Here is a 20641-nt window from a genome sequence, read left to right on the forward strand (position 1 = left end):
GACATGAGCAGGAACTACGAAGCGCTTTCCGCCTTCCTGGACGGTGAAACCAACGATTTCGAAACGCGGCGCGTGCTGCGCGACCTGGACCGGGACGACCTGGCCACCCTGGGTCGCTGGCAGCGCGCCAGCGACGCGCTGCACGGCCATGCCAGCATGGCGGTGCCGGCGTCGTTCAACGCCAGCCTGTCCCAGGCGCTGGCCGCCGAGCCCAAGCCGGCGCGCCGCGCCGGCATGATGCACGGCTTCGCGCGGGTGGCGGTGGCCGCCTCCGTGGCCGCCGTCACCGTGATCGGCTGGCAGTACTGGAGCGGCCCGGCGGAAACCGGCGCCGCGCCGGTGGTGGCCACCACCGACGCCGCCAACGACGGCGCCGCCGGTGAAGCCTCCATGACCGCTTCGGTGGCCGCCCAGCGCATGACCCGGCCGTTCGGCGAGACCTCCCTGGTGGCCCAGGGCGCCCAGCGCGCCGCCGAGCCCCGCGCCGTGTCCAACGGCCAGCAGCCGCGCGTCAACGCCATGCTGCTGCGCCACAGTGAATTCACCGCCCGCCACAGTGGCCAGGGCATGATGCCCTACGCCCGACTGGTTAGCATGGATGCCCGCAACGGAGCGCGCTAACGCATGATGCGTATCCTCGCCCTGGGGCTTACCCTGACCGCCGCCCCTCTCGCGATCGCCGACAGCCTGCCCGCCCAGACGCTCCTTGAGCGTATGACGGAAGCCACCCAGGAGCTCGACTACCAGGGTCGCTTCCTTTATCAACTGGGCGGGGAGGTCAGCACCATGGAAATCCGCCACGCCGTGATCGACGGCGAGCAGTACCAGCGGTTCACCCACCTGGACGGCCGTCTGGTGGAGGTACTGCGCCTCGGTGACGAACTGGTCTGCCTGCACCCCAACGGCACCCTCACCCGTATCGACGACCCGGACCAGAACCTGCTGTCCTTCCGGCAGCGCCTGTCCTCGCGGATTCCCGAACAGTACAACGTGCTGGTGGACGGCGACGGCCGGGTCGCCGGCCGCGCCACCACCCGCATGCGCGTGGCGCCCCTGGACAATCACCGCTACGGCTACCGGCTGTGGCTGGACAACGAGAGCCACCTGCTGCTCAAGTCGGAAATGGTGGACGCCAGCGGCCTGGCCATGGAGCGGGTGGAGTTCGTCACCCTGGACCTGGAGCCGGACCTGGGCGAGAGCGACTTCGAACTGCCCCGGGTGATCGCCGAGCGCGCCCTGGAAACCGTGCCCGCCAGCCGTTCCGACCGCATTCACCTGGAGGCCGGCTGGCTGCCCCGGGGCTTCCACGCCGCCGAGGGCGACTGGCGCCGGGTCACCGCCGAGCGCAGCCCGGTGGCCGCCCAGAGTTACAGCGACGGCCTGGCCACCTTCACGGTGTTCGTGGAGTCGGTGGCCAGTGACGACATCGAGGAAGGCGTGAGCCGCATCGGGCCCACCGTGGCGATCAGCCGCGTGGCCGCCGCCGGCGAACGCACCTACCTGCTCACCCTGGTGGGCGAGATCCCGCAACCCACCGCCGAGCGCGTCATGGAAGGGCTCGGCGTCGAGGTGGCCGCGCGGCCATGATCGAAGAGCGCGGGCGTGTGGTGGCGCGCGAACCCGGAGCGATCTGGGTGGAGACCGTGCGCGCCGGCGCTTGCGCATCCTGCCAGGCCCGCCAGGGCTGCGGCCACGGCCTGATCAACCGCCAGGCCGGCGGCCAGCGCGCCCGCCTGCGGGTGCCCACCGACCAGACCTTCAATGACGACGACGCCGTGTTGATCGGCGTGCCGGAGAACGCCGTGCTGCACGGCGCGCTCTGGGTGTACGGTTTGCCCCTGGCGTTGCTGTTCGCCGGCGCCTTGCTGGGCCAGGCGCTGACGCCGCGCCTGGGCGGCGTGGACGGCGCCGCCCTGCTGGGTGTGGCCGGCCTGGCCCTGGGGTTCATGATCAATCGCTGGCACGGCCGCCGCGTGGCCCGCGGCGGCCGTTACCAGCCGGTGGTGCTGCGGCGCCTGGATGACCCGTGCGAAACCATCGTGCGCGTCGCGCCGCAGCGCTGAATCTTCCGCGAAAAACGGCAGAAGGGAGCCTTCCCATGGGGATTTTACGCAAGTGCTTGTTGCCGCTGGTGATCGCCGGCCTGCTGGCCGGCTGCGGCCAGAATCAGGAACCGGCCGACAACGGTGGCGGCCAGCCGGACAACGCCCAGACCAGCTCGCGAAGCGATGACAGCGGCGGCGAACAGCTGGTCACCGGCCTGCCGGACTTCACCGCCCTGGTGAAGAAGGAAGCGCCGGCGGTGGTCAACATTTCCACCGTCACCCACCGCGATCAAAGCGACGACCCGCGCATGCAGGAGCTGCCGGAGATGCTGCGCCGCTTCTTCGACGAGTTCGGCGGCGGCCCGGGTGGCCCCGGCGGTCCCGGTGGCGGCGGCCGTGGCGACATGGAATCGCTGGGCTCCGGCTTCATCATCTCCAGCGACGGCTATGTGCTCACCAACTACCACGTGGTGGGCGAGGCCGACGAGATCGTGGTGCGCCTGCAGGACCGCCGCGAGCTGGACGCCGAGCTGGTGGGCTCCGACCCGCAGAGCGACCTGGCGCTGATCAAGGTGGACGCCAAGGACCTGCCGGTGGCGGACATCGGCTCCTCGGAAAACCTCAGCGTCGGTGAGTGGGTGCTCGCCATCGGCGCGCCCTTCGGTTTCGACAGCTCGGTGACCGCCGGCATCGTCAGCGCCAAGGGCCGCAGCCTGCCCACCGACAACTACGTGCCCTTCATCCAGACCGACGTGGCCATCAACCCGGGCAACAGCGGCGGCCCGCTGTTCAACCTGAAAGGCCAGGTGGTGGGCATCAACTCGCAGATCGTCAGCCGCTCCGGCGGCTACATGGGCCTGAGCTTCGCCATTCCCATCGACCTGGCCATGGACGTGGTGGACCAGCTCAAGGAAAACGGCGAGGTAAGCCGGGGCTGGCTGGGCGTGCTGATCCAGGAAGTGGATCGCGACCTGGCCGAGTCGTTCGGCCTGGACAAGCCCATGGGCGCCCTGGTGGCCCAGGTCCAGCCCGGTTCCCCGGCGTCCAAGGCCGGCCTCCAGGCCGGTGACGTGATCATCGGCTTCAACGGCAAGGAGATCCAGCGGTCCGCCCAGCTGCCCAAGTGGGTGGGCGCGCTCAAGGCCGGCACCGAGGCGGACATGACCGTGGTGCGCGACGGCGACGAGCAGACCCTGACGGTGACCGTGGGCGAGCTGCCGGACGACCCGCAGCAGGCCATGAACCAGGGTGGCGAGGGCGGCGACGACGGCGCCGACAGGCTGGGTCTGAGCGTGCGTCCGGCCAGCCCGGCGGAGCTGTCCCGGGTGGAAGCCGCCAATGGCGTCATGATCACCGGCGTGGAGAAGGGCCCGGCGGCCCGCGCCGGCCTGCGCCGTGGCGACGTGCTGGTGAGCCTGGACGGCCAGGACCTGAAAAGCCCGGAGGACTACCAGCGCATTGTCGGCGAACTGCCCGAGGCGGGGAGCGTGCCGGCCCTGGTGAACCGGGGTGGCAACGCCCGCTTCCTGGCCCTCAAGCTGGGCGACTGACCCCGGCTTTACCCTGTAGGAGCGGCTTCAGCCGCGATCGCGCGGTGTCGGACAGCGCCCGATGATCGCGGCTGAAGCGGCGCCCCGGGCCGTCCGGGGGGCTCCGCCGGGGGGATTATCCCCCGGAGCTCTAATCCGATAGAATCGCCCTCCATTGTGTCTTTCTTTACGTTTCCACCATTTGGCGGGTATCTGTGACCGACATTACGCACATTCGCAACTTCTCCATCATTGCTCATATCGATCACGGCAAATCCACCCTGGCGGACCGTTTCATCCAGGTCTGCGGCGGTCTCTCCGACCGTGAGCTCAAGGAGCAGGTGCTGGATTCCATGGATCTGGAACGCGAGCGCGGCATCACCATCAAGGCGCAAAGCGTGACGCTCTATTACACGGCCCGGAACGGCGAGACCTACCAGCTCAACTTCATCGACACCCCCGGCCACGTGGACTTTTCCTACGAGGTATCGCGGTCGTTGTCCGCCTGCGAAGGCGCGCTGCTGGTGGTGGACGCCGCCCAGGGCGTGGAGGCCCAGTCCGTGGGCAACTGTTACACCGCCATCGAGCAGGACCTGGAAGTGCTGCCGGTGCTCAACAAGGTGGATCTGCCCCAGGCGGAGCCGGACCGGGTGGCCGAGGAGATCGAGGAGATCATCGGCCTGGACGCCACCGACGCCTGCCACGTCTCCGCCAAGACCGGCGTGGGCGTGCCGGAACTGCTGGAGCAACTGGTGGAGCGCATTCCTCCGCCGGCGGGGAAGCGCGAGGAGCGCCTGCAGGCGCTGATCATCGATTCCTGGTTCGACAACTACATGGGCGTGATCTCGCTGGTGCGGATTCGCTATGGCCGCCTCAAGAAGGGCGACAAGATCCACGTCAAATCCACCGGCCAGAACCACGTGGTGGACAGCCTTGGCATCTTCACCCCCAAGCGCAAGGAAACCAACGTGCTGGAGGCCGGCGAGGTGGGCTGGGTGAGCGCCACCATCAAGGACATTCACGGCGCCCCGGTGGGCGATACCCTGACCCACGCCAACACCCCGGACGTGCAGATGCTGCCCGGCTTCAAGAAGGTCAAGCCGCAGGTCTACGCGGGCATGTTCCCGGTCAACGCCGACGATTACGAAAGCTTCCGCGACGCCCTCGGCAAACTGGCGCTCAACGACGCCTCCCTGTTCTACGAGCCGGAAAACTCCGACGCCCTGGGCTTCGGCTTCCGGGTCGGCTTCCTGGGCATGCTGCACATGGAGATCATCCATGAGCGCCTGGAGCGGGAATACGACCTGGACCTGATCACCACGGCGCCCACCGTGGTCTATGAGTTGGAGCTGACCGACGGCTCCACCCTGTACGTGGACAACCCCTCGGAGCTGCCGGAAAGCAACCTGATCGAGGAATTCCGCGAGCCCATCGCCCGGGTCAATATCCTGGTGCCCCAGGAATACGTGGGCAACGTGATCACGCTGTGCACCGAGCGGCGCGGCGAGCAGATCAACATGCAGTACCTGGGCAAGCAGATCTCGCTCACCTATGACATTCCCATGGCCGAGGTGGTGCTGGACTTCTTCGACCGGCTGAAATCCGCCAGCCGCGGCTACGCCTCCCTGGAGTACGCCTTCGAGCGCTTCCAGGCCGCCAAGCTGGTGCGCGTGGACGTGCTCATCAACGGCGACAAGGTGGACGCCCTGGCGATGATCTGCCACCTGGATCACTCCGCCCATCGCGGCCGCGTGGTGATCGAGAAGATGAAGGAACTGGTGCCCCGGCAGATGTTCGACGTCGCCATCCAGGCCGCCATCGGCAACAAGATCATCGCCCGGCAAACGGTCAAGGCGCTGCGCAAGAACGTGACCGCCAAGTGTTACGGCGGCGACGTATCGCGTAAGAAAAAACTGCTGCAGAAGCAGAAAGAAGGCAAGAAACGCATGAAGCAGGTGGGCAATGTGGAAATTCCCCAGGCCGCCTTCCTGGCCGTGCTCAAGGTGGATGACTAAATGGATATCGATGTAGGTTTCTGGCTCACCCTGGCGCTGCTGATCACGGTTCTGATCTGGCTCGCCGACCGCGCGCTCAAGCTGCGCCAGCGCAAGGGCATGATCGGCAGCACCGTGGAAACGTCCAACTCGCTGATCTCGGTGCTGTTCATCGTGCTGGTGATCCGCTCCTTCATTGTGGAACCGTTCACCATTCCCTCTGGTTCCATGTTGCCGACCCTGCAGGTTCATGATTTTATTCTGGTCAACAAGTTTTCCTACGGCCTGCGCCTGCCGGTGACCAATACCAAGATCATTCCGGTGGGCGAGCCGGAGCGCGGCGACGTCATGGTGTTCAAGTTCCCGGAGGACACCAGCCAGAACTTCATCAAGCGCGTGGTGGGCTTGCCCGGCGACCGCGTGGCGGTGCGCGACAACGTGGTTTACGTGAACGGCGAGCCGGTGGAGCGGGAGCTGGTGGACAGCGGCCGCATCGCGCCGCGGGTATGGCGCCGCGAGTACATTGAACACCTGGGGGAAGCGGAGCATCTGATCTGGCAGGAAGGCCTGATCGATCCCTACAACGGCGAGCCGCGCATTCCCCAGGGCGGCACCCAGGGTGAGTGGGAGGTGCCCGAGGGCAGTTATTTCGTGATGGGGGACAATCGCGATAACAGTAACGACAGCCGCTTCTGGGGCGTGGTGCCGGAACGGCTGGTGGTGGGGGAAGCCTTCCTGATCTGGATGCACTGGGATCCGATCTTCTCGCTGCCGAGTTTCTCCCGGAACGGCTCGATCGACAAAATTGAAACGAACTAGCGTGGAGACGGAATAATGATAACCCGATCCCGTCAACGGGGGCTGTCACTGCTGGGCTGGGTGGTTGTGCTGATCGTGCTTGCGGTGTTCGGCACCGCCGCGTTCCGCATGGTGCCCGCCTATATGGAATACAACACCATCCGCAGCACCATCAATTCGGTGCTCTCCGACAGCAAGACCGCCTTGATGTCGGAGCACGAGGTGCGCGCCGCGCTGAGCAAGCGCTTCACCATCAACCAGGTGGACGCCATCCGCGTGAGCGATCTGGCGATCAGCAAGGAAGGGGGCCTTTTGGCCGTGGGGGTGGACTATGAAGTGCGGCGGCCGTTGTTCTACAACGTGTCCGTGGTGATGCACTTCGAGGAAACCTTCGACAAGACGATTGGACGCTGATGGACGATCTGGATCGCCTCAGTCGCCGGCTCGGTTACCGGTTCCAGGACCCGTCGCTGTTTGAACTGGCGCTCAGCCATCGCAGCGTGAGCCGGCGGCGCAACAATGAACGGCTGGAATTCCTGGGCGACGCCCAGCTCAGCCAGATTATTTCCACCGAACTGTTCCACCGCTTTCCGGATGCCGCCGAGGGCCAGCTCACGCGCATGCGCGCCTTCCTGGTGCGCGGCCAGACCCTGGCCGAGGTGGCCCGGGAGCTGGGCGTGGGGGAATACCTGATCCTCGGCGGCGGCGAGCTGAAAAGCGGCGGTCACCGCCGTGACTCGATTCTCGCCGATGCCCTGGAAGCCCTGATCGGCGCCATCGTCATCGACGGCGGCGAGGACACCTGCCGGCGGGTAATCCTGGAATGGTTCGCCGAGCGCCTGGAGCACATCTCGCCGCAGTCGGTGCGCAAGGACGCCAAAACCCGCTTGCAGGAATGGCTGCAGGCGCGCAAGCATGAGTTACCCGCCTACGACGTGCTGTCGGTGACCGGCCAGGCGCCGCGCCAGACCTTCGAGGTGGAATGCACGCTGCCGGATCTGAATCAACGTTTCGTGGCCACCGGCGCCAGCCGCCGCCGCTCCGAGCAGCAGGCGGCGGAGCAGGCCCTGAGCTGGCTGGAGCAGTCCCATGAGTGACACCCGTTGCGGTCTGGTGGCCATCGTCGGCCGCCCCAACGTGGGCAAATCCACGCTGATGAACCACCTGATCGGCCAGAAGGTGAGCATCACCTCGCGCAAGCCGCAGACCACCCGGCACCGCATCCACGGCATTCTCAGTCGGGATGACTATCAGATCGTGTTCGCCGACACGCCGGGCATCCACGCGGGCCAGGAACGCGCGCTCAACCGGGCCATGAACGACGCCGCCCTGTCCGCGCTCAACGACGTGGACGTGATCTGCTTCATGGTGGACGGCATCAAGTGGACCGAGGGCGACGAGCACGTGCTCAAGCTGCTGCAGCGCGCCGGCGACACCCCGGTGCTACTGCTGGTCAACAAGGTGGACAACCTGGAAGACAAGCAGGTGCTGCTGCCGCACCTGCAGGATCTGGCCGGCCGCTTTTCGTTCGCCGAAATCATCCCGGTGTCCGCCCTGCGTGGGCACAACCTGGAAGCCCTGGAAAAAGCCCTGGCGGAGCGTCTGCCGGAAGGGGAGTTCTGGTTCGACGACGAGCAGCTCACCGACCGCAGCCTGCGCTTCATGGCGGCCGAGATCGTGCGCGAGAAGGTAGTCCGTCAGCTGGGCCAGGAAGTGCCCCACCAGATCACCGTGGAGATCGATCTCTGGGAGGACGGCCCCAAGGTCACCGACATCGCCGCCACCATCCTGGTGGAGCGGCGCGGCCAGAAAAAGATTCTGATCGGCGACCAGGGCGCGCGCATCAAGCAGATCGGCACCCAGGCCCGTCAGGACATCGAGCGCCTGATCGAGCGCAAGGTGATGCTCAACCTGTGGGTGAAGATCAAGGCGGGCTGGTCCGACGACGAGCGCGCCCTGCGCTCGCTGGGCTATGACCAGCACAAATGAACGCCACGCCGGCGGCCTGTCGCCGGCCTGGCTGCTGCACCGCCGCCCGTTCCGCAACACCAGCCTGATCATCGACCTGTTTCTTCCCGAGCGCGGCCGCGTTGGCGCCGTGGCCCGGGGCGGCCGGCGCGACGCCAGCCTGGCCCCGTTCCTGCCGCTCTGGGTGGACCTGAAACGCGGCGGCGAGCTGTATACCCTGCGCCAGGTGGAGCCCCGTGGCCCGGCGCCGGGGCTGGCCGGGCGGGCGCTGTACTGCGGTTTCTACGTCAACGAGCTGATGATGCGGCTGCTGCACCGGGACGATGCCCACCCGGATCTCTGGCCGCCCTACGAGCACACCCTGGCCGCCCTGGCCGGCGACACGGCCCTGGACGTGACCCTGCGCCGTTTCGAGATGACCCTGCTGGAAGAAGCCGGTTACGGCCTGCCCCTGGACCAGGACGCGGACGGCCGGCCGCTGGCCGATGACGGACTCTACCGGTGGGAGCCGGAGCAGGGCTTCCTGCCGGACCCGCGCGGCTATCCCGGCGATCTGCTGCTGGCCCTGGGCCGGGATGAATGGAACGGGGACGTGCGGCGCATGGCCAAGGCGTTGCTGCGCGCCGCCCTGGAGCCGCACCTGGGCGGCCGGCCCCTGCGCAGCCGGGAATTATTCCGGTAGTTTCAGGCGTCCCGCGCCGCCTCGTCGATCAGCACGCGCATCGCTCGCACCGCCTCGTCCAGCCCGGTGAGCACCGCCCGGGCGACGATCCCGTGGCCGATGTTCAGCTCGTTGATGCCGGGCAGGGCGGCGATTTCCCGGGTGTTGTGGTAATGCAGGCCGTGGCCGGCGTTGACGATCAGGCCCGCCTCGATGGCCAGATCCAGCCCCCGGCGAATGCGCGTCAGCTCGGCGGCCGCCTGGTCCGGATCGGTGGCGTCGGCGTAATGACCGGTGTGAATCTCGATGGCCGGCGCCCCGCAGCGCGCCGCCGCTTCGATCTGCGCCGGGTCCGCGTCGATGAACAGCGACACCTGGATATCCGCTTCGGCGAGCTCCCCGGTGCAGCGCTTGATCCACGCCTCGTTGCCGGCCACGTCCAGGCCGCCCTCGGTGGTCAGCTCCTCGCGCTTCTCCGGCACCAGGCAGCAGTGCGCCGGGCGGATGCGCCGGGCAATGCCCACCATCTCCTCGGTGGCGGCCATCTCCAGGTTCATGCGCGTCTGCAGGGTTTGCGCCAGCAGTTCCACGTCGCGATCCTGGATGTGGCGCCGGTCCTCGCGCAGGTGCACGGTGATGCCGTCGGCGCCGGCCTGTTCCGCCACCAGGGCCGCCTGCACCGGCTCCGGATAACGGGTACCGCGGGCCTGACGGAGGGTGGCGATGTGATCGATGTTGATGCCGAGCAGCACGGGCATTGGGGGCTCCAGAACGGGGTTGGGGAAACGGGCGCCCATGGTAGCAGAGCGGCGGCCCGGTAGGAGAGGCCGGGCGGCGTTCCGCTTCAGCCGCGAAAGGTCCTGGCGGGGCGTGACCGCGCCTTAACGCCGGGCCGCCTGCCGCAGGCTCTCGATCTCCGTCAGCAGGGCGGCGACCAGGCGGTCCAGCACCTCGTCCCCGGCCTCCAGTTTGAGCGCCTCTTCCAGGGCCCGGGCGGCGGCTTCCAGGCGCGGCGTGCCGCAGTAGCGGGTGGCGCCGTGCAGCTTGTGCACCCGCTCCAGCAATGCCTCCCGGTCGTCCCCTTCGGCCAGGGCATTGATGCCCGGCGCGTCCTGTTCCAGGCTCGCCAGCAGCATGGCGAGCATGTCCTCGGCCAGCTCTTCGCGGCCGCCGGCGCGGCGCAGGCCCAGCGCCGGGTCCAGCACCGGGTCCGTGGCGTCCGCCGCCGGCGCTTCCCCGGCCGGCCCGGGGTCCGTTTCCGGGCCCGGCGCCGGGGCGTCGTCCGCGTCATGGTGGGAGGTGCCGTCAGCGCCATGGTGGGGGGCGCCGTCGCCGTGCACCCAGTGGTTGAGGGTATGGCGCAACTGGTTTTCGGTGATCGGCTTGCTCAGGTAATCGTCCATGCCGGCGGCCAGCAGCGAACGGCGCTCGCTTTCCAGGGCGTGGGCGGTGAGCGCGATGATCGGCGTGCGCGGGCCTTCGCCTTCCCGCTCGCGGATCCGGCGGGTGGTTTCCAAGCCGTCCAGGCGCGGCATCTGCACGTCCATGAACACCAGATCGAAGGTGCCCTTGGCGAACGCGATTAGGGCCGCCTCGCCGCCGTCGCAGGCGGTCACGTCGACGCCCATTTCCTCCAGGAACACCCGCGCCAGCTTCAGATTGCCCGGGTGGTCGTCCACCACCAGCACCCGCGCCGGTTTGCCCAGCAGCCCCAGGGGGCTGCCCGGCGGTGCCAGCGTCGCCAGGCCGCCGAGCTCCAGCAAACCGTCGCGCAGCCGGCGGCGGGTGGCGGGCTTGCCCAGCACCCGGCAGGGGCCGGGCAGGCCCGCCAGGCGCCCGGCCAGGGTGTCCGCGTGGGCGGCCAGGATCAGCAGCGGCTTGCCGGTGGCCCGCGCCAGGCGCTCCATGAGCGGCTCCAGGCCGGCCGGGTCGCGCAGCGAGGCGGGCACCGCCAGCACGTAGAAATCCGTGGGCGCCAGACTGTCGTTGTCCAGGTGGCTTTGCAGGGTGTCCAGGGCCTGCAGCTCGGTGACCTTCATGCGCCAGCCGCCGAGCATGTGATACAGCGCCAGCCGTGCGTGTTCGTTGGCCTCCACCAGGGTCACCGAAAGGCCTTCCAGCGCCGTCGGGGCGGGCTCCGGCTCGGCGCCCAGATCGCGCTCGGCGCGCAGGGTGAACCAGAAGGTGGAACCGTGGCCGGTGGTGCTGTCGATGCCGATCTCGCCGCCCATGCCTTCCACCAGGCGTTTGCAGATCGCCAGCCCCAGGCCGGTGCCGCCCTCCTGGCGGCGGCGGCTCTGGTCCAGCTGGGTGAAGGCGTTGAACAGGTTCTTCTGCACCGCCGGCGGCAGGCCGTTGCCGGTGTCGGTGATGGTGATCTTGACCACCGCCTCGGCGCCGCGCTCCTCCTCTAGCATGGCGCGCACCACCACCGAGCCCCGCTCGGTGAATTTGATCGCGTTGTTGACCAGGTTGGTGAGTACCTGGCGGATGCGCAGCGGATCGCCCAGCAGCCGGGTGGGCACGTCGTTGTAGATGATCGCCGCCTGTTCCAGGCCCTTTTCCTGGGCCATGGGCGCCAGCATGGTCTGCACGTCCTCGATGGTGTCGTGCAGGTCCAGGGGAATGTGCTCCAGGGACAGCTTGCCGGCCTCGATCTTGGAAAAATCGAGGATGTCGTTGATGATCGACAGCAGCGATTCCGCGCTCTTGCGGATGGTGCCCAGGTAGTCCTGCTGGCGCGGCGACAGGCTGGAGCGCTCCAGCAGCCGGGTGAAGCCGATGATGCCGTTGAGCGGGGTGCGGATCTCGTGGCTCATGTTGGCCAGGAACTCGGACTTGATCTGGCTGGCCTTGAGCGCTTCCTTGCGGGCCATGTCCAGCTCGATGTTCTGGATCTCGATGGTTTCCAGGGTCTCGCGCAGGTCCTGGGTGGCCTGGTCCACGTTCTGCTGCAGCTCCGCCTGGGCCTCGTTGAGGGCCGCCACCATCTCGCGCAGGGCGTCCTCCAGGTCGCCCAGTTCACCTTCCGCCCGGGCTTGGGGCGGGGTCCCCAGGTCGCCGTCGCGCACCCGGCGCACGTTGTCGATCAGTGTTTGCACCGGTCGGGTCAGGCGCCGGGCGAAGTGGGTCGCCGGCACCACCGCCAGGATCATCAGCAGGGTGACCACGCCGATCATGGTCAGTACCGCCTCCAGGATGCGCACATACTGGCCCTGGCGGGAGAACTCCACGGTGAGCAGGCGTTCGCCCTCGCCGGGCAGCGGCCGCACCAGCTGCCAGCCGGAATCGGTGACCAGCCGGGTCAGGCCGTTGTCCAGGTGCTCCGCTTGCTCCACCGGCCGCAGCCGCGGGCCGGTGTGCAGCTGCCAGCCGGCGCCGTTGTCGAGCAGGGTGGCGGCGCGCACGTCCGGCTGCTCCAGCAGGTCGCGCAGCAGGTTCTGGTAGGCATCGCGACCGTCCGCGTCCAGCGCCGCCAGGCGCGCCGCGTAGCTCTCCACGATCAACTGCTGGCGATGGGCGTTGTCGGCGCGCACGTCCATGACCTGGGTGGCCAGGGTGTAGCCGCCAATGATCAGCGCCGCCAGGAAGGCGGGCAGGGCGGTCATCGTCATGACGCGGGTGCGCAGGCTGGTATGGGCCATGGTCCCCCTGAATGGTCGCTTGTCGTTGTTTTCACGGCGCCGGGCCTGGGGGCCATTATGACCGACTTGAGCGCCGCTGCCAGAGCCCCCCGCCTTGAGATACAATGCGCCCATGACCTACAAGACCATTGAGTCCACGGTGGGCGGCACGCCGCTGGTGCGTCTGCAACGCCTGCCGGGGAACACGACCAACACCATTCTGGTGAAGCTGGAAGGCAACAATCCCGCCGGTTCCGTGAAGGACCGCCCGGCCCTCAACATGATCACCAAGGCCGAGGCGCGCGGTGAGATCAAGCCCGGCGACACCCTGATCGAGGCCACCAGCGGCAACACCGGCATCGCCCTGGCCATGGCGGCGGCCATGCGTGGCTACCGCATGAAGCTGATCATGCCCGCCAACCAGAGCCAGGAGCGCCGCGACGCCATGGCCGCCTACGGCGCCGAGCTGATTTCGGTGACCAAGGAGGAGGGCATGGAGGGCGCCCGGGACCTGGCCCAGGCCATGCAGGAACGGGGCGAGGGCAAGGTGCTCGACCAGTTCGCCAACCCGGACAACCCGATGGCCCATTACGAGAGCACCGCCCCGGAAATCTGGGCGGAAACCGGCGGCGCCATGACCCACTTCGTCAGCTCCATGGGCACCACCGGCACCATCATGGGCTGCAGCCTGTACTTCAAGGAGCAGAATCCGGACGTCCAGATCGTCGGCCTGCAGCCCACGGACGGCGCCTCGATCCCCGGCATCCGCCGCTGGCCCAAGGAATACCTGCCCAGCATCTTCGACGAATCCCGGGTGGACCGGGTCATCGACATGGACCAGGATCTGGCCGAGCACACCATGCGGCGGCTGGCCCGGGAAGAGGGCATCTTCTGCGGGGTATCCTCCGGCGGCGCCGTGGCCGGCGCCCTGCAGCTCTCCGAGGAGCTGGAAAACGCGGTGATCGTGGCCATCGTCTGCGACCGGGGTGACCGTTACCTGTCCACCGGCGTGTTCAACGCGGAACGGGACGATACGGAGGCCGGCTCATGAACGTTCTGGTGTTCGATATCGAGACCATCCCGGACCTGGACGGCGGCCGCCGCCTTTACGACCTGCACGGCCTGGACGACAAGGACACCGCCAGCGCCCTGTTCAACCTGCGCCGCCAGGAAAACGGTTCCGAATTCCTGCGCCTGCACCTGCACCGGGTGGTGGCGATCTCCGTGGTGCTGCGCTCCGCCCAGGGCATCAAGGTGTGGTCCCTGGGCGACGAGGACGCCGGCGAGAAGGAGCTGATCGAGCGCTTCTACGACGGCATCGACCGCTTCACGCCGCAGATCGTGAGTTGGAACGGCGGCGGCTTCGACCTGCCGGTGCTCAACTACCGCGCCCTCAAGCATGGCGTGGTGGCGCGGCGGTTCTGGGAAACCGGCAACGAGGACACCAGCTTCCGCTTCAACAACTACCTCAGCCGTTTCCACCAGCGCCATCTGGACCTGATGGAGCAACTGGCCATGTTCAACAACCGCGCCAACGCGCCCCTGGACCAGATCGCCACCCTGCTGGGCTTCCCCGGCAAGATGGGCATGAGCGGCGCCAAGGTGTTCGATGCCTTTCAGGATGGCGACCTCAAGGGCATTCGCGATTACTGCGAAACCGACGTGCTCAACACCTGGCTGGTGTTCCTGCGCTTCCAGCTGATGCGTGGCGAGATCGACGCCACCGGCTACCAGGCCGAGCTGGACCTGCTGCGCGATTATCTGCGCCAGGAAGGGCACCCGCACTTCACCGCCTTCCTGGAAGCCTGGGAAGCCGCGAGCAATTAACAGTTAACAGTGAACAGTTAACAGTGGCGCGAGCGAGGCGGGTGGCGTCCGAACGGTTCGAGGCCGCGCCCGGCCTTTTGGCGCGGCCCGTGACGGTTCTGTTTCGGCCAACCTCTCGCGCGCCGCTATTAACTGTTCACTATTAACTCTTCACTGAATTGTATTTATGGGTCGACGTCGCAAGAAAAAGCTGCCGGAAATGCCGGTGGCCGCCACCATTGAAAGCCTCAGCCATGACGGTCGGGGGATTGCCCGGCTGGATGGCAAGACCACCTTCATCGACAACGCCCTGCCCGGCGAGCAGGTGTTCTTCCAGTACACCTACATGCGCCGCAAGTTCGACGAGGGGCGGGCGGTGGAAATCCTGGAGGCGTCCCCGGACCGGGTCGAGCCGCCCTGTGCCCACGCCCTGATCTGTGGTGGCTGCAGCCTGCAGCACGTGGCGCCGGCCAGCCAGATCCGCCGCAAGGAGGCGGTGCTCGCCGAGCAGTTGGCCCATTTCGGCGGCCTGCAGCCGGAATCCTGGCTGGCGCCGCTTACCGGCCCGGTCACCGGGTACCGGGGCAAGGCGCGTATGGGCGCCAAGTTCATCGACGCCCGTGGCGAAACCCTGGTGGGCTTCCGCGAGAAACGCAACAGCTTCATCGCCGACCTGCACCGCTGCGAGGTGCTGATTCCGGAGGTGGGCCACCGGCTGGACGACCTGCGCGCGCTCATGGACGGCCTGGAGAGCCGCCACCGCATTCCCCAGATCGAGGTGGCCCGGGGCGACGACGCCGTGGCCCTGGTGTTCCGTCACCTGGATCCGCTGCCCGCCGCCGACCTGGCGAAGCTGGTGGCCTTCTGCCAGGACAAGGGCCTGCAGCTGTACCTGCAGCCGGGCAACGAGAGCACCGTGCACCGGGTCTGGCCGGAGCAGGGCGAGGAGCGCCTCTATTACCGCCATGCCCCCCACGGGCCGGACACGGAAGGCGCCGAGCTGGCTTTTCACCCCACGGACTTCACCCAGGTCAATGCGGAGATCAACCGCCGCATGGTTCCCTTGGCATTGGATTTGCTGGAGGTCGAGGCGCATCATCAGGTGCTTGATCTGTTCTGCGGCCTGGGCAACTTCACCATTCCGGCGGCGCGCCGCGCGGCCCGGGTGGTGGGTGTGGAAGGCAGCGACGCCATGGTGGAGCGCGGTTACGAGAATGCGCGCCGCAACGACCTGGAAAACCTGGAATTCCATGCCTGGGACCTGAGCCGCGAGCCGGAGGGTCAACCCTGGGCCCGGCAGGCCTACCATCGGGTGCTGCTGGACCCGCCCCGCAGTGGTGCGCTTGAAATGGTGCGGCTGATGCCCCATTTCGGTGCGGATCGCCTGGTGTATGTCTCCTGCAATCCGGCCACGCTGGCCCGGGATGCCGGGGAACTGGTGGCGCGGGGCTACCGTCTGAAAGCGGCGGGTGTGATGGATATGTTCCCGCACACCGCCCACGTTGAGTCGATCGCCGTGTTCGACCGACGCTAGCGAAAGGACAGGAATTGCAATGGTAACCGTACGCCGGCAACAGACCGACGAGGTCGAGGCCCGGGACTGGCGGGCTTGGCTGGAACAGCTCACCGCCCGCGTTCCGGTACGTGATCGGGAAATCCTGGAGCGCGCCTGCGCCCGAGCGGAACAATGCGAACGCGCCGGCGAGGCCGCCGGCGGGCACTGGCCCTATGGCAAGGGGTGCCTGGCCATCGGCCTGGAAATGGCGGACGTGCTCGCCGATCTCGGCGCCGACGCCGAGGCCTTGCCCGCGGCGGTGCTCTACCGGGCGGTCCGCGAGGGCCAGCTGTCGCTGCTGGAAGTGGAGAAGGAGTTCGGCGCCCCCCTGGCCACCCTGATCGAGGGCGTGCTGCGCATGGCCGCCATCGGCACCAGCCTCAACCCCACCCGCAAGGCGGTGCTCGGCCAGCAGGACGGCCAGCTCGATAACGTCCGCAAGATGCTGCTGGCGATGGTCGACGACGTGCGCGTGGCGCTGGTCAAGCTGGCCGAGCGAACCGTGATTATCCGCGCGGTGAAGGAATCCGACCCCGAGCGCCAGCAGAAAGTGGCCCGCGAGATTTTCGACATCTACGCGCCGTTGGCCCACCGCTTGGGCGTGGGGCAGTTGAAATGGGAGCTGGAGGACCTGTCGTTCCGCTACCTGCAGCCCGGCGCCTATAAAAAGATCGCCAAGCTGCTGGACGAAAAACGCCTGGACCGGGAAGGCTACATCGACGAGGTGATCGACAGCCTGCGCGGCCATCTTGACCGCAACGGCATCAAGGGCACCCAGGTGTACGGCCGCGCCAAGCACATCTACAGCATCTGGCGGAAGATGCAGAAAAAGCATCTCGATTTCGGCGAGGTCTATGACGTGCGCGCGGTGCGCGTGCTGGTGCGCGAAGTGCGAGACTGCTACGCCGCCCTGGGCATCGTCCACTCGCTGTGGAAACACGTGCCCAAGGAATTCGACGACTACATCGCCAGCCCCAAGGACAACGGCTACCAGAGCCTGCACACCGCCGTGGTCGGCCCGGAGCGCAAGATGCTCGAGGTGCAGATCCGCACCTTCGACATGCACGAAGAGGCGGAGCTCGGCGTGTGCGCCCACTGGCGCTACAAGGAAGGCAGCAAGGCCGGCCGCAAGAGCCGCTCCTACGAGCAGCGCATCGCCTGGCTGCGCCAGGTGCTGGAGTGGCACGACGAGCTGGGCGACAACGCCGACACCATGATCGACGAGCTCAAGCACGGCCTGGTCAGCGACCGGGTTTATGTGTTCACGCCGGACGGCCATGTGGTGGATCTGGAAGCCGGCGCCACGCCGGTGGATTTCGCCTACCACATCCACACCGAGGTGGGGCACCGCTGCCGGGGCGCCAAGGTGAACGGCCACATCGTGCCGCTCAACTACAACCTCAACACCGGCGAGCAGGTGGAGATTCTCACCGCCAAGGAAGGCGGCCCCAGCCGCGACTGGATGACGCCGTCGCTGGGCTATGTGGCCACGTCCTCGGCGCGGGCGCGCATTCAGCAGTGGTTCAAGCGCCAGGACCGGGACGTGCACATTGCCCAGGGCCGCGCCATTCTGGAGCGGGAAACCTCCCGCCTGGCCCTGGACCGCATTGATCTGGACGCCCTGGCGCCGCAAATGAACCTGAAGACCGGCGACGACCTGCTCGCCGCCCTGGGCGCCGGCGATCTGCGCCCCGGCCATGTGGTCAACCAGGCCCAGTCCCTGCTCGGCGACGACCCGCAGCAGGAGCTGGCGTTCGTGCCGGCGCGCTCCAAGGCGTCGGAAAGCGGCGACGTGACCATCCAGGGGGTGGGCAACCTGCTCACCCACATGGCCGCCTGCTGCCGGCCGGTGCCCGGCGACCAGGTGATGGGCTTCATCACCCAGGGGCGCGGCGTCACCGTGCACCGCGCCGACTGCCACAATCTTCTGGCGATGCAGGGCGAAGAGCCTAACCGGGTCATCGAAGTGAGCTGGGGGGAAGCGGACCGCATCTTCTACCCGGTGGACATCTTCTTGCGCGCCTGGGACCGCCAGGGCCTGCTGCGCGACGTGATCGCCGTGCTCGCCAACGAGAAGGTCAACGTCACCGCCGTGCACACCGAGTCGCACACCGAGGACAACACCGCCACCATGCTGCTGACCCTGGAAATCGCCTCCCTGGGCGGCCTCGGCAAAGTGCTGGCGAAGATGGACCAGCTCAAGGGCGTTCTCGAAGTCCGACGCTATAAAAAATAAAGGAGCCTGCCGATGACCGTTAAGCCGCCTTCCGCCGAAGCCGCCATCGCCGAGTTGCTGTCGATCATGGCGCGGCTGCGCGATCCGGACGGCGGCTGCCCCTGGGACCTGAAACAGGACTTCGACAGCATCGTGCCCTACACCGTGGAAGAGGCCTTTGAAGTGGCTGAAGCGGTGGCGCGGCGGGATTACCCTGAGCTCAAGGAAGAGCTCGGCGACCTGCTGCTGCAGGTAGTGTTCCATTCGCAGATGGCCCGCGAACAGGGGCTGTTTGATTTCAGCGAAGTAGTAGCGGTGCTCAACGACAAAATGGTGCGCCGCCACCCGCACGTGTTCGGGGACCGGACCGCCGAGGACGAGCAGGCGGTGAAAGTAAACTGGGAGGCGATCAAAGCCGAGGAGCGCGCCCGCAAGGGCCGTGAGTACGACAGCGCCCTGGACGGTGTGCCGGAGGGGCTGCCGGCCCTGCAGCGCGCTCACAAGCTGCAGAAGAAAGCCTCCAAGGTGGGCTTCGACTGGCGCGCCACGGCGCCGGTGCGCGCCCATGTGGACAGCGAACTTGAGGAACTGGATCAGGCGATGGCGTCCGGCGACCGCGACGCCATCGAGGACGAATTCGGCGACGTGCTGTTCACCCTGGTGAATCTGGCCCGGCACCTGAAGCTGGACCCGGACCTGGCCCTGCGCCGCGCCTCGAACAAGTTCGAGGGCCGTTTCCGCCAGGTTGAACAACTGGCCGGCGCGCCGCTGTCCGATTTCGACGACGACCACCTCGACGCCCTCTGGCGTCAGGCCAAACGCCAATCCGATTAGTGCCGGGCCGCTAACCCGACCTTCCTACCCCGACCGGCCACCGCCTCAGCCGGGGGTTCTAGCTCGGTAAAATCCGAGAAAGTTCCGGGTGAAATAAAAAGGGGTATACGGATTTAATGGTTGATGGGGCACCTTCACCCCATCAATCTGATACCACCCTCAGATGGTTGATAGATCGACTCCGTAGTTGAGTTCCTCTGCGAAGTCCGGCAGTCCGTAACCGATGGTTTTCTTGTAGAAAAGAGAGACCTTCGCAGTCGGTGCCTTCTTCTTGTGCTTCGTGGTGTAGAGCATTCGTGCCCGCATCACCTCGAAGGAGTAACCGCGCCCTTCACGGTTCTTGTCCTTGGCCAGTCGGTTGATGGACTCCGTGTAAGCGTTGGTGACGGGCATGTCCGTCTCGAAGTAGGTCATGATCTCTTCGCGCCAGTTGCCCACAGCCCTGACCAGATCGCTCCAGACTTCCTTCTGGCCTTTCGGAATGGTGGCTATCCACTCGTCCAGGGCGGCTTCTGACTGGGGCCGTGTGGTGGCGTCCCAGATGCCGTAGAAGCGTTCCTTGTGCTCGTAGGCGGCCAGCAGTTGCGGGAATGCGCCTGTCCAGGTCTCCATGATCAGCCGTTCCCGATCTGAAACTTCGTGAGCGCGTTTCAGCAGGATCTTCCGGTCGCCCTTGAGGGTTCGGCTCTGGGAGGGTTTCAGCTCCTTTCTGAGGCCCTTGCGCACCTTCTCCAGGGCATCGTTGGCCATGCGTACCACATGGAACTTATCGACCACGATGCGGGCCTGTGGCAGCACGGCCTTGACCGCTGCCCGGTAAGGGTTCCACATGTCCATGCTGACGATCTCGACCTTCTGCCGGTCTTTCAGCTTCATCAGGTAATTGGTCACCACGTCCTGGCGGCGGGTGGCCAGCAGGTCGAGCAGGGTTCGCTCCTCGATGTTGGTCAGGATGCAGCGGTAGCGCTTGTTCAGGTATAGCTCGTCAATGCCCAGGATGCGGGGCGTCTCGAAGCGGTGCCAGCGCCCCAGGAACTCGGCGCGGGCGTTGAAGATGTCGCGCACCGTCTTCTCGTCCAGGCCGGTCTCTGTGCCGCCACAAAGGTGTAGGGGTGGTTGAAGGATTCCTTCTCCACGTACTCATGCAGCCGCAGTGTCATACGGAATCCGTCCACCACCTCCGGTAGCTGGGGCCTGAATGTTGTCTTGCAGGCCCGGCAGGTGTATCGGCGGCGGACCACCCAGAGAGTGACCCGCTTGCCTTGGATGGGCAGATCACGATGGGGAACATCACGCTTGCCGAACCGCACGAACTCACCCTGCACGCCGCATTCCTCGCAGGCGATCGGATCGGGCACGTCCACCTGGAAGTGCATTTCGTCGTCGGTTGATTTGCAGCCCAGTACTTGGTATTGCGGCAGGTGAAGGATGTTGTCGGGAAGTTCGGTCATGGTGTTGTATAGGCGTAGGTGTCAGTCAGATCCATCCGGCTCGGCATTGGTGTTTGTTTTTTTACCCAAAAAGCTGCCGGAAACGAAAAGTAAGGCACCGAGGACAATTGCAATATCAGCCAGGTTGAAGGCCGGCCAATGCCAGTCTCGCCAATAGAAATC

Annotated in this window: 18 protein-coding genes and 1 pseudogene; 15 read left to right on the plus strand and 4 right to left on the minus strand. The window is 66.7% G+C overall.

The features are described 5' to 3' along the window. The first annotated feature begins 3 nt into the window (after nt 1–3). The 10 genes from HMJ39_RS18660 (at nt 4) to recO (ending at nt 9016) form a co-directional block, all read left to right on the plus strand. Nucleotides 4–621 carry a sigma-E factor negative regulatory protein gene (locus HMJ39_RS18660; RefSeq protein ID WP_194298459.1) on the plus strand — a complete coding sequence of 206 codons (618 nt, stop codon included), beginning with the start codon at nt 4–6 and terminating at the stop codon, nt 619–621. 3 nt (nt 622–624) lie between these two features. Then, a complete protein-coding gene (locus HMJ39_RS18665) occupies nt 625–1587 on the plus strand; it encodes a MucB/RseB C-terminal domain-containing protein (protein ID WP_194298460.1) in 963 nt (320 codons plus the stop codon). Beyond that, a complete protein-coding gene (locus tag HMJ39_RS18670; RefSeq protein WP_194298461.1) occupies nt 1584–2063 on the plus strand; it encodes a SoxR reducing system RseC family protein in 480 nt (159 codons plus the stop codon). The genes HMJ39_RS18665 and HMJ39_RS18670 overlap by 4 nt, the downstream gene beginning before the upstream one ends. A gap of 35 nt (nt 2064–2098) precedes the next feature. Continuing rightward, a complete protein-coding gene (locus HMJ39_RS18675; RefSeq protein WP_194298462.1) occupies nt 2099–3595 on the plus strand; it encodes a DegQ family serine endoprotease in 1497 nt (498 codons plus the stop codon). 194 nt (nt 3596–3789) lie between these two features. Further along, a complete protein-coding gene (lepA, locus tag HMJ39_RS18680) occupies nt 3790–5589 on the plus strand; it encodes a translation elongation factor 4 (protein WP_194298463.1) in 1800 nt (599 codons plus the stop codon). Beyond that, nucleotides 5590–6387 (plus strand): signal peptidase I, encoded by a 798-nt coding sequence (lepB, locus tag HMJ39_RS18685; RefSeq protein WP_194298464.1) that lies wholly within the window; start codon nt 5590–5592, stop codon nt 6385–6387. It begins immediately after the preceding gene. A 15-nt stretch (nt 6388–6402) separates the two neighbouring features. Then, a complete protein-coding gene (locus tag HMJ39_RS18690) occupies nt 6403–6780 on the plus strand; it encodes a DUF4845 domain-containing protein (RefSeq protein ID WP_194298465.1) in 378 nt (125 codons plus the stop codon). Then, entirely contained in the window at nt 6777–7463 is a 687-nt protein-coding gene (gene rnc, locus HMJ39_RS18695) for a ribonuclease III (RefSeq protein ID WP_194298482.1), read from the plus strand. Before HMJ39_RS18690 ends, rnc begins: the two co-directional genes overlap by 4 nt. Next, on the plus strand, nt 7456–8355 hold the full coding sequence (era, locus tag HMJ39_RS18700) for a GTPase Era (protein WP_161383492.1): 900 nt from the start codon (nt 7456–7458) through the stop codon (nt 8353–8355). Before rnc ends, era begins: the two co-directional genes overlap by 8 nt. Further along, nucleotides 8339–9016, plus strand: coding sequence for a DNA repair protein RecO (gene recO, locus HMJ39_RS18705; RefSeq protein WP_194298466.1), 678 nt, complete (start codon nt 8339–8341; stop codon nt 9014–9016). The genes era and recO overlap by 17 nt, the downstream gene beginning before the upstream one ends. Before the next feature lie 2 nt (nt 9017–9018). Here the strand turns inward: recO and pdxJ are convergent, their stop codons facing one another. Together pdxJ and HMJ39_RS19120 are read right to left on the minus strand one after the other, a co-directional pair. Beyond that, nucleotides 9019–9753, minus strand: coding sequence for a pyridoxine 5'-phosphate synthase (gene pdxJ / locus HMJ39_RS18710; protein WP_194298467.1), 735 nt, complete (start codon nt 9751–9753; stop codon nt 9019–9021). Nucleotides 9754–9876: 123 nt separating this feature from the next. Next, the gene (locus HMJ39_RS19120) at nt 9877–12639 is read right to left on the minus strand and encodes a response regulator (RefSeq protein ID WP_194298468.1); all 2763 of its coding nucleotides are present in this window, start codon (nt 12637–12639) and stop codon (nt 9877–9879) included. A gap of 112 nt (nt 12640–12751) precedes the next feature. On the opposite strand from HMJ39_RS19120, the gene cysM reads away from it, so the two are divergent. From cysM to mazG, 5 genes are all read left to right on the plus strand, one after another. Further along, a complete protein-coding gene (gene cysM / locus HMJ39_RS18720; RefSeq protein ID WP_194298469.1) occupies nt 12752–13669 on the plus strand; it encodes a cysteine synthase CysM in 918 nt (305 codons plus the stop codon). After that, a complete protein-coding gene (locus tag HMJ39_RS18725) occupies nt 13666–14445 on the plus strand; it encodes a 3'-5' exonuclease (protein ID WP_194298470.1) in 780 nt (259 codons plus the stop codon). The genes cysM and HMJ39_RS18725 overlap by 4 nt, the downstream gene beginning before the upstream one ends. 166 nt (nt 14446–14611) lie before the next feature. Then, nucleotides 14612–15958, plus strand: coding sequence for a 23S rRNA (uracil(1939)-C(5))-methyltransferase RlmD (rlmD, locus tag HMJ39_RS18730; RefSeq protein WP_161383486.1), 1347 nt, complete (start codon nt 14612–14614; stop codon nt 15956–15958). 19 nt (nt 15959–15977) lie between these two features. Next, nucleotides 15978–18215: a GTP diphosphokinase gene (relA, locus tag HMJ39_RS18735; protein WP_194298471.1), complete on the plus strand. Its 2238-nt coding sequence runs from the start codon at nt 15978–15980 to the stop codon at nt 18213–18215. Nucleotides 18216–18227: 12 nt separating this feature from the next. Continuing rightward, entirely contained in the window at nt 18228–19028 is an 801-nt protein-coding gene (gene mazG, locus HMJ39_RS18740) for a nucleoside triphosphate pyrophosphohydrolase (protein WP_161383484.1), read from the plus strand. A 159-nt stretch (nt 19029–19187) separates the two neighbouring features. On the opposite strand, the pseudogene HMJ39_RS18745 reads toward mazG, so the two are convergent. After that, a pseudogene (locus HMJ39_RS18745) lies at nt 19188–20479 on the minus strand (ISL3 family transposase). 21 nt (nt 20480–20500) lie between these two features. Continuing rightward, on the minus strand, nt 20501–20641 hold a 141-nt coding region (locus HMJ39_RS18750), incomplete at its 5' end, for a signal peptidase II (protein ID WP_194298472.1).

It is taken from the genome of Alloalcanivorax profundimaris (assembly GCF_015265435.1).
Lineage (GTDB): Bacteria > Pseudomonadota > Gammaproteobacteria > Pseudomonadales > Alcanivoracaceae > Alloalcanivorax > Alloalcanivorax profundimaris.

What these genes read in the sequence shown, in the direction of transcription:
- HMJ39_RS18660 (WP_194298459.1), top strand. Translation starts at nt 4, where the DNA reads ATGAGCAGGAACTACGAAGCGCTTTCCGCCTTCCTGGACGGTGAAACC.
- HMJ39_RS18665 (WP_194298460.1), top strand. Translation starts at nt 625, where the DNA reads ATGATGCGTATCCTCGCCCTGGGGCTTACCCTGACCGCCGCCCCTCTC.
- HMJ39_RS18670 (WP_194298461.1), top strand. Translation starts at nt 1,584, where the DNA reads ATGATCGAAGAGCGCGGGCGTGTGGTGGCGCGCGAACCCGGAGCGATC.
- HMJ39_RS18675 (WP_194298462.1), top strand. Translation starts at nt 2,099, where the DNA reads ATGGGGATTTTACGCAAGTGCTTGTTGCCGCTGGTGATCGCCGGCCTG.
- lepB (WP_194298464.1), top strand. Translation starts at nt 5,590, where the DNA reads ATGGATATCGATGTAGGTTTCTGGCTCACCCTGGCGCTGCTGATCACG.
- HMJ39_RS18690 (WP_194298465.1), top strand. Translation starts at nt 6,403, where the DNA reads ATGATAACCCGATCCCGTCAACGGGGGCTGTCACTGCTGGGCTGGGTG.
- era (WP_161383492.1), top strand. Translation starts at nt 7,456, where the DNA reads ATGAGTGACACCCGTTGCGGTCTGGTGGCCATCGTCGGCCGCCCCAAC.
- recO (WP_194298466.1), top strand. Translation starts at nt 8,339, where the DNA reads ATGACCAGCACAAATGAACGCCACGCCGGCGGCCTGTCGCCGGCCTGG.
- pdxJ (WP_194298467.1), bottom strand. Translation starts at nt 9,753, where the DNA reads ATGCCCGTGCTGCTCGGCATCAACATCGATCACATCGCCACCCTCCGT.
- HMJ39_RS19120 (WP_194298468.1), bottom strand. Translation starts at nt 12,639, where the DNA reads ATGGCCCATACCAGCCTGCGCACCCGCGTCATGACGATGACCGCCCTG.
- cysM (WP_194298469.1), top strand. Translation starts at nt 12,752, where the DNA reads ATGACCTACAAGACCATTGAGTCCACGGTGGGCGGCACGCCGCTGGTG.
- HMJ39_RS18725 (WP_194298470.1), top strand. Translation starts at nt 13,666, where the DNA reads ATGAACGTTCTGGTGTTCGATATCGAGACCATCCCGGACCTGGACGGC.
- rlmD (WP_161383486.1), top strand. Translation starts at nt 14,612, where the DNA reads ATGGGTCGACGTCGCAAGAAAAAGCTGCCGGAAATGCCGGTGGCCGCC.
- relA (WP_194298471.1), top strand. Translation starts at nt 15,978, where the DNA reads ATGGTAACCGTACGCCGGCAACAGACCGACGAGGTCGAGGCCCGGGAC.
- mazG (WP_161383484.1), top strand. Translation starts at nt 18,228, where the DNA reads ATGACCGTTAAGCCGCCTTCCGCCGAAGCCGCCATCGCCGAGTTGCTG.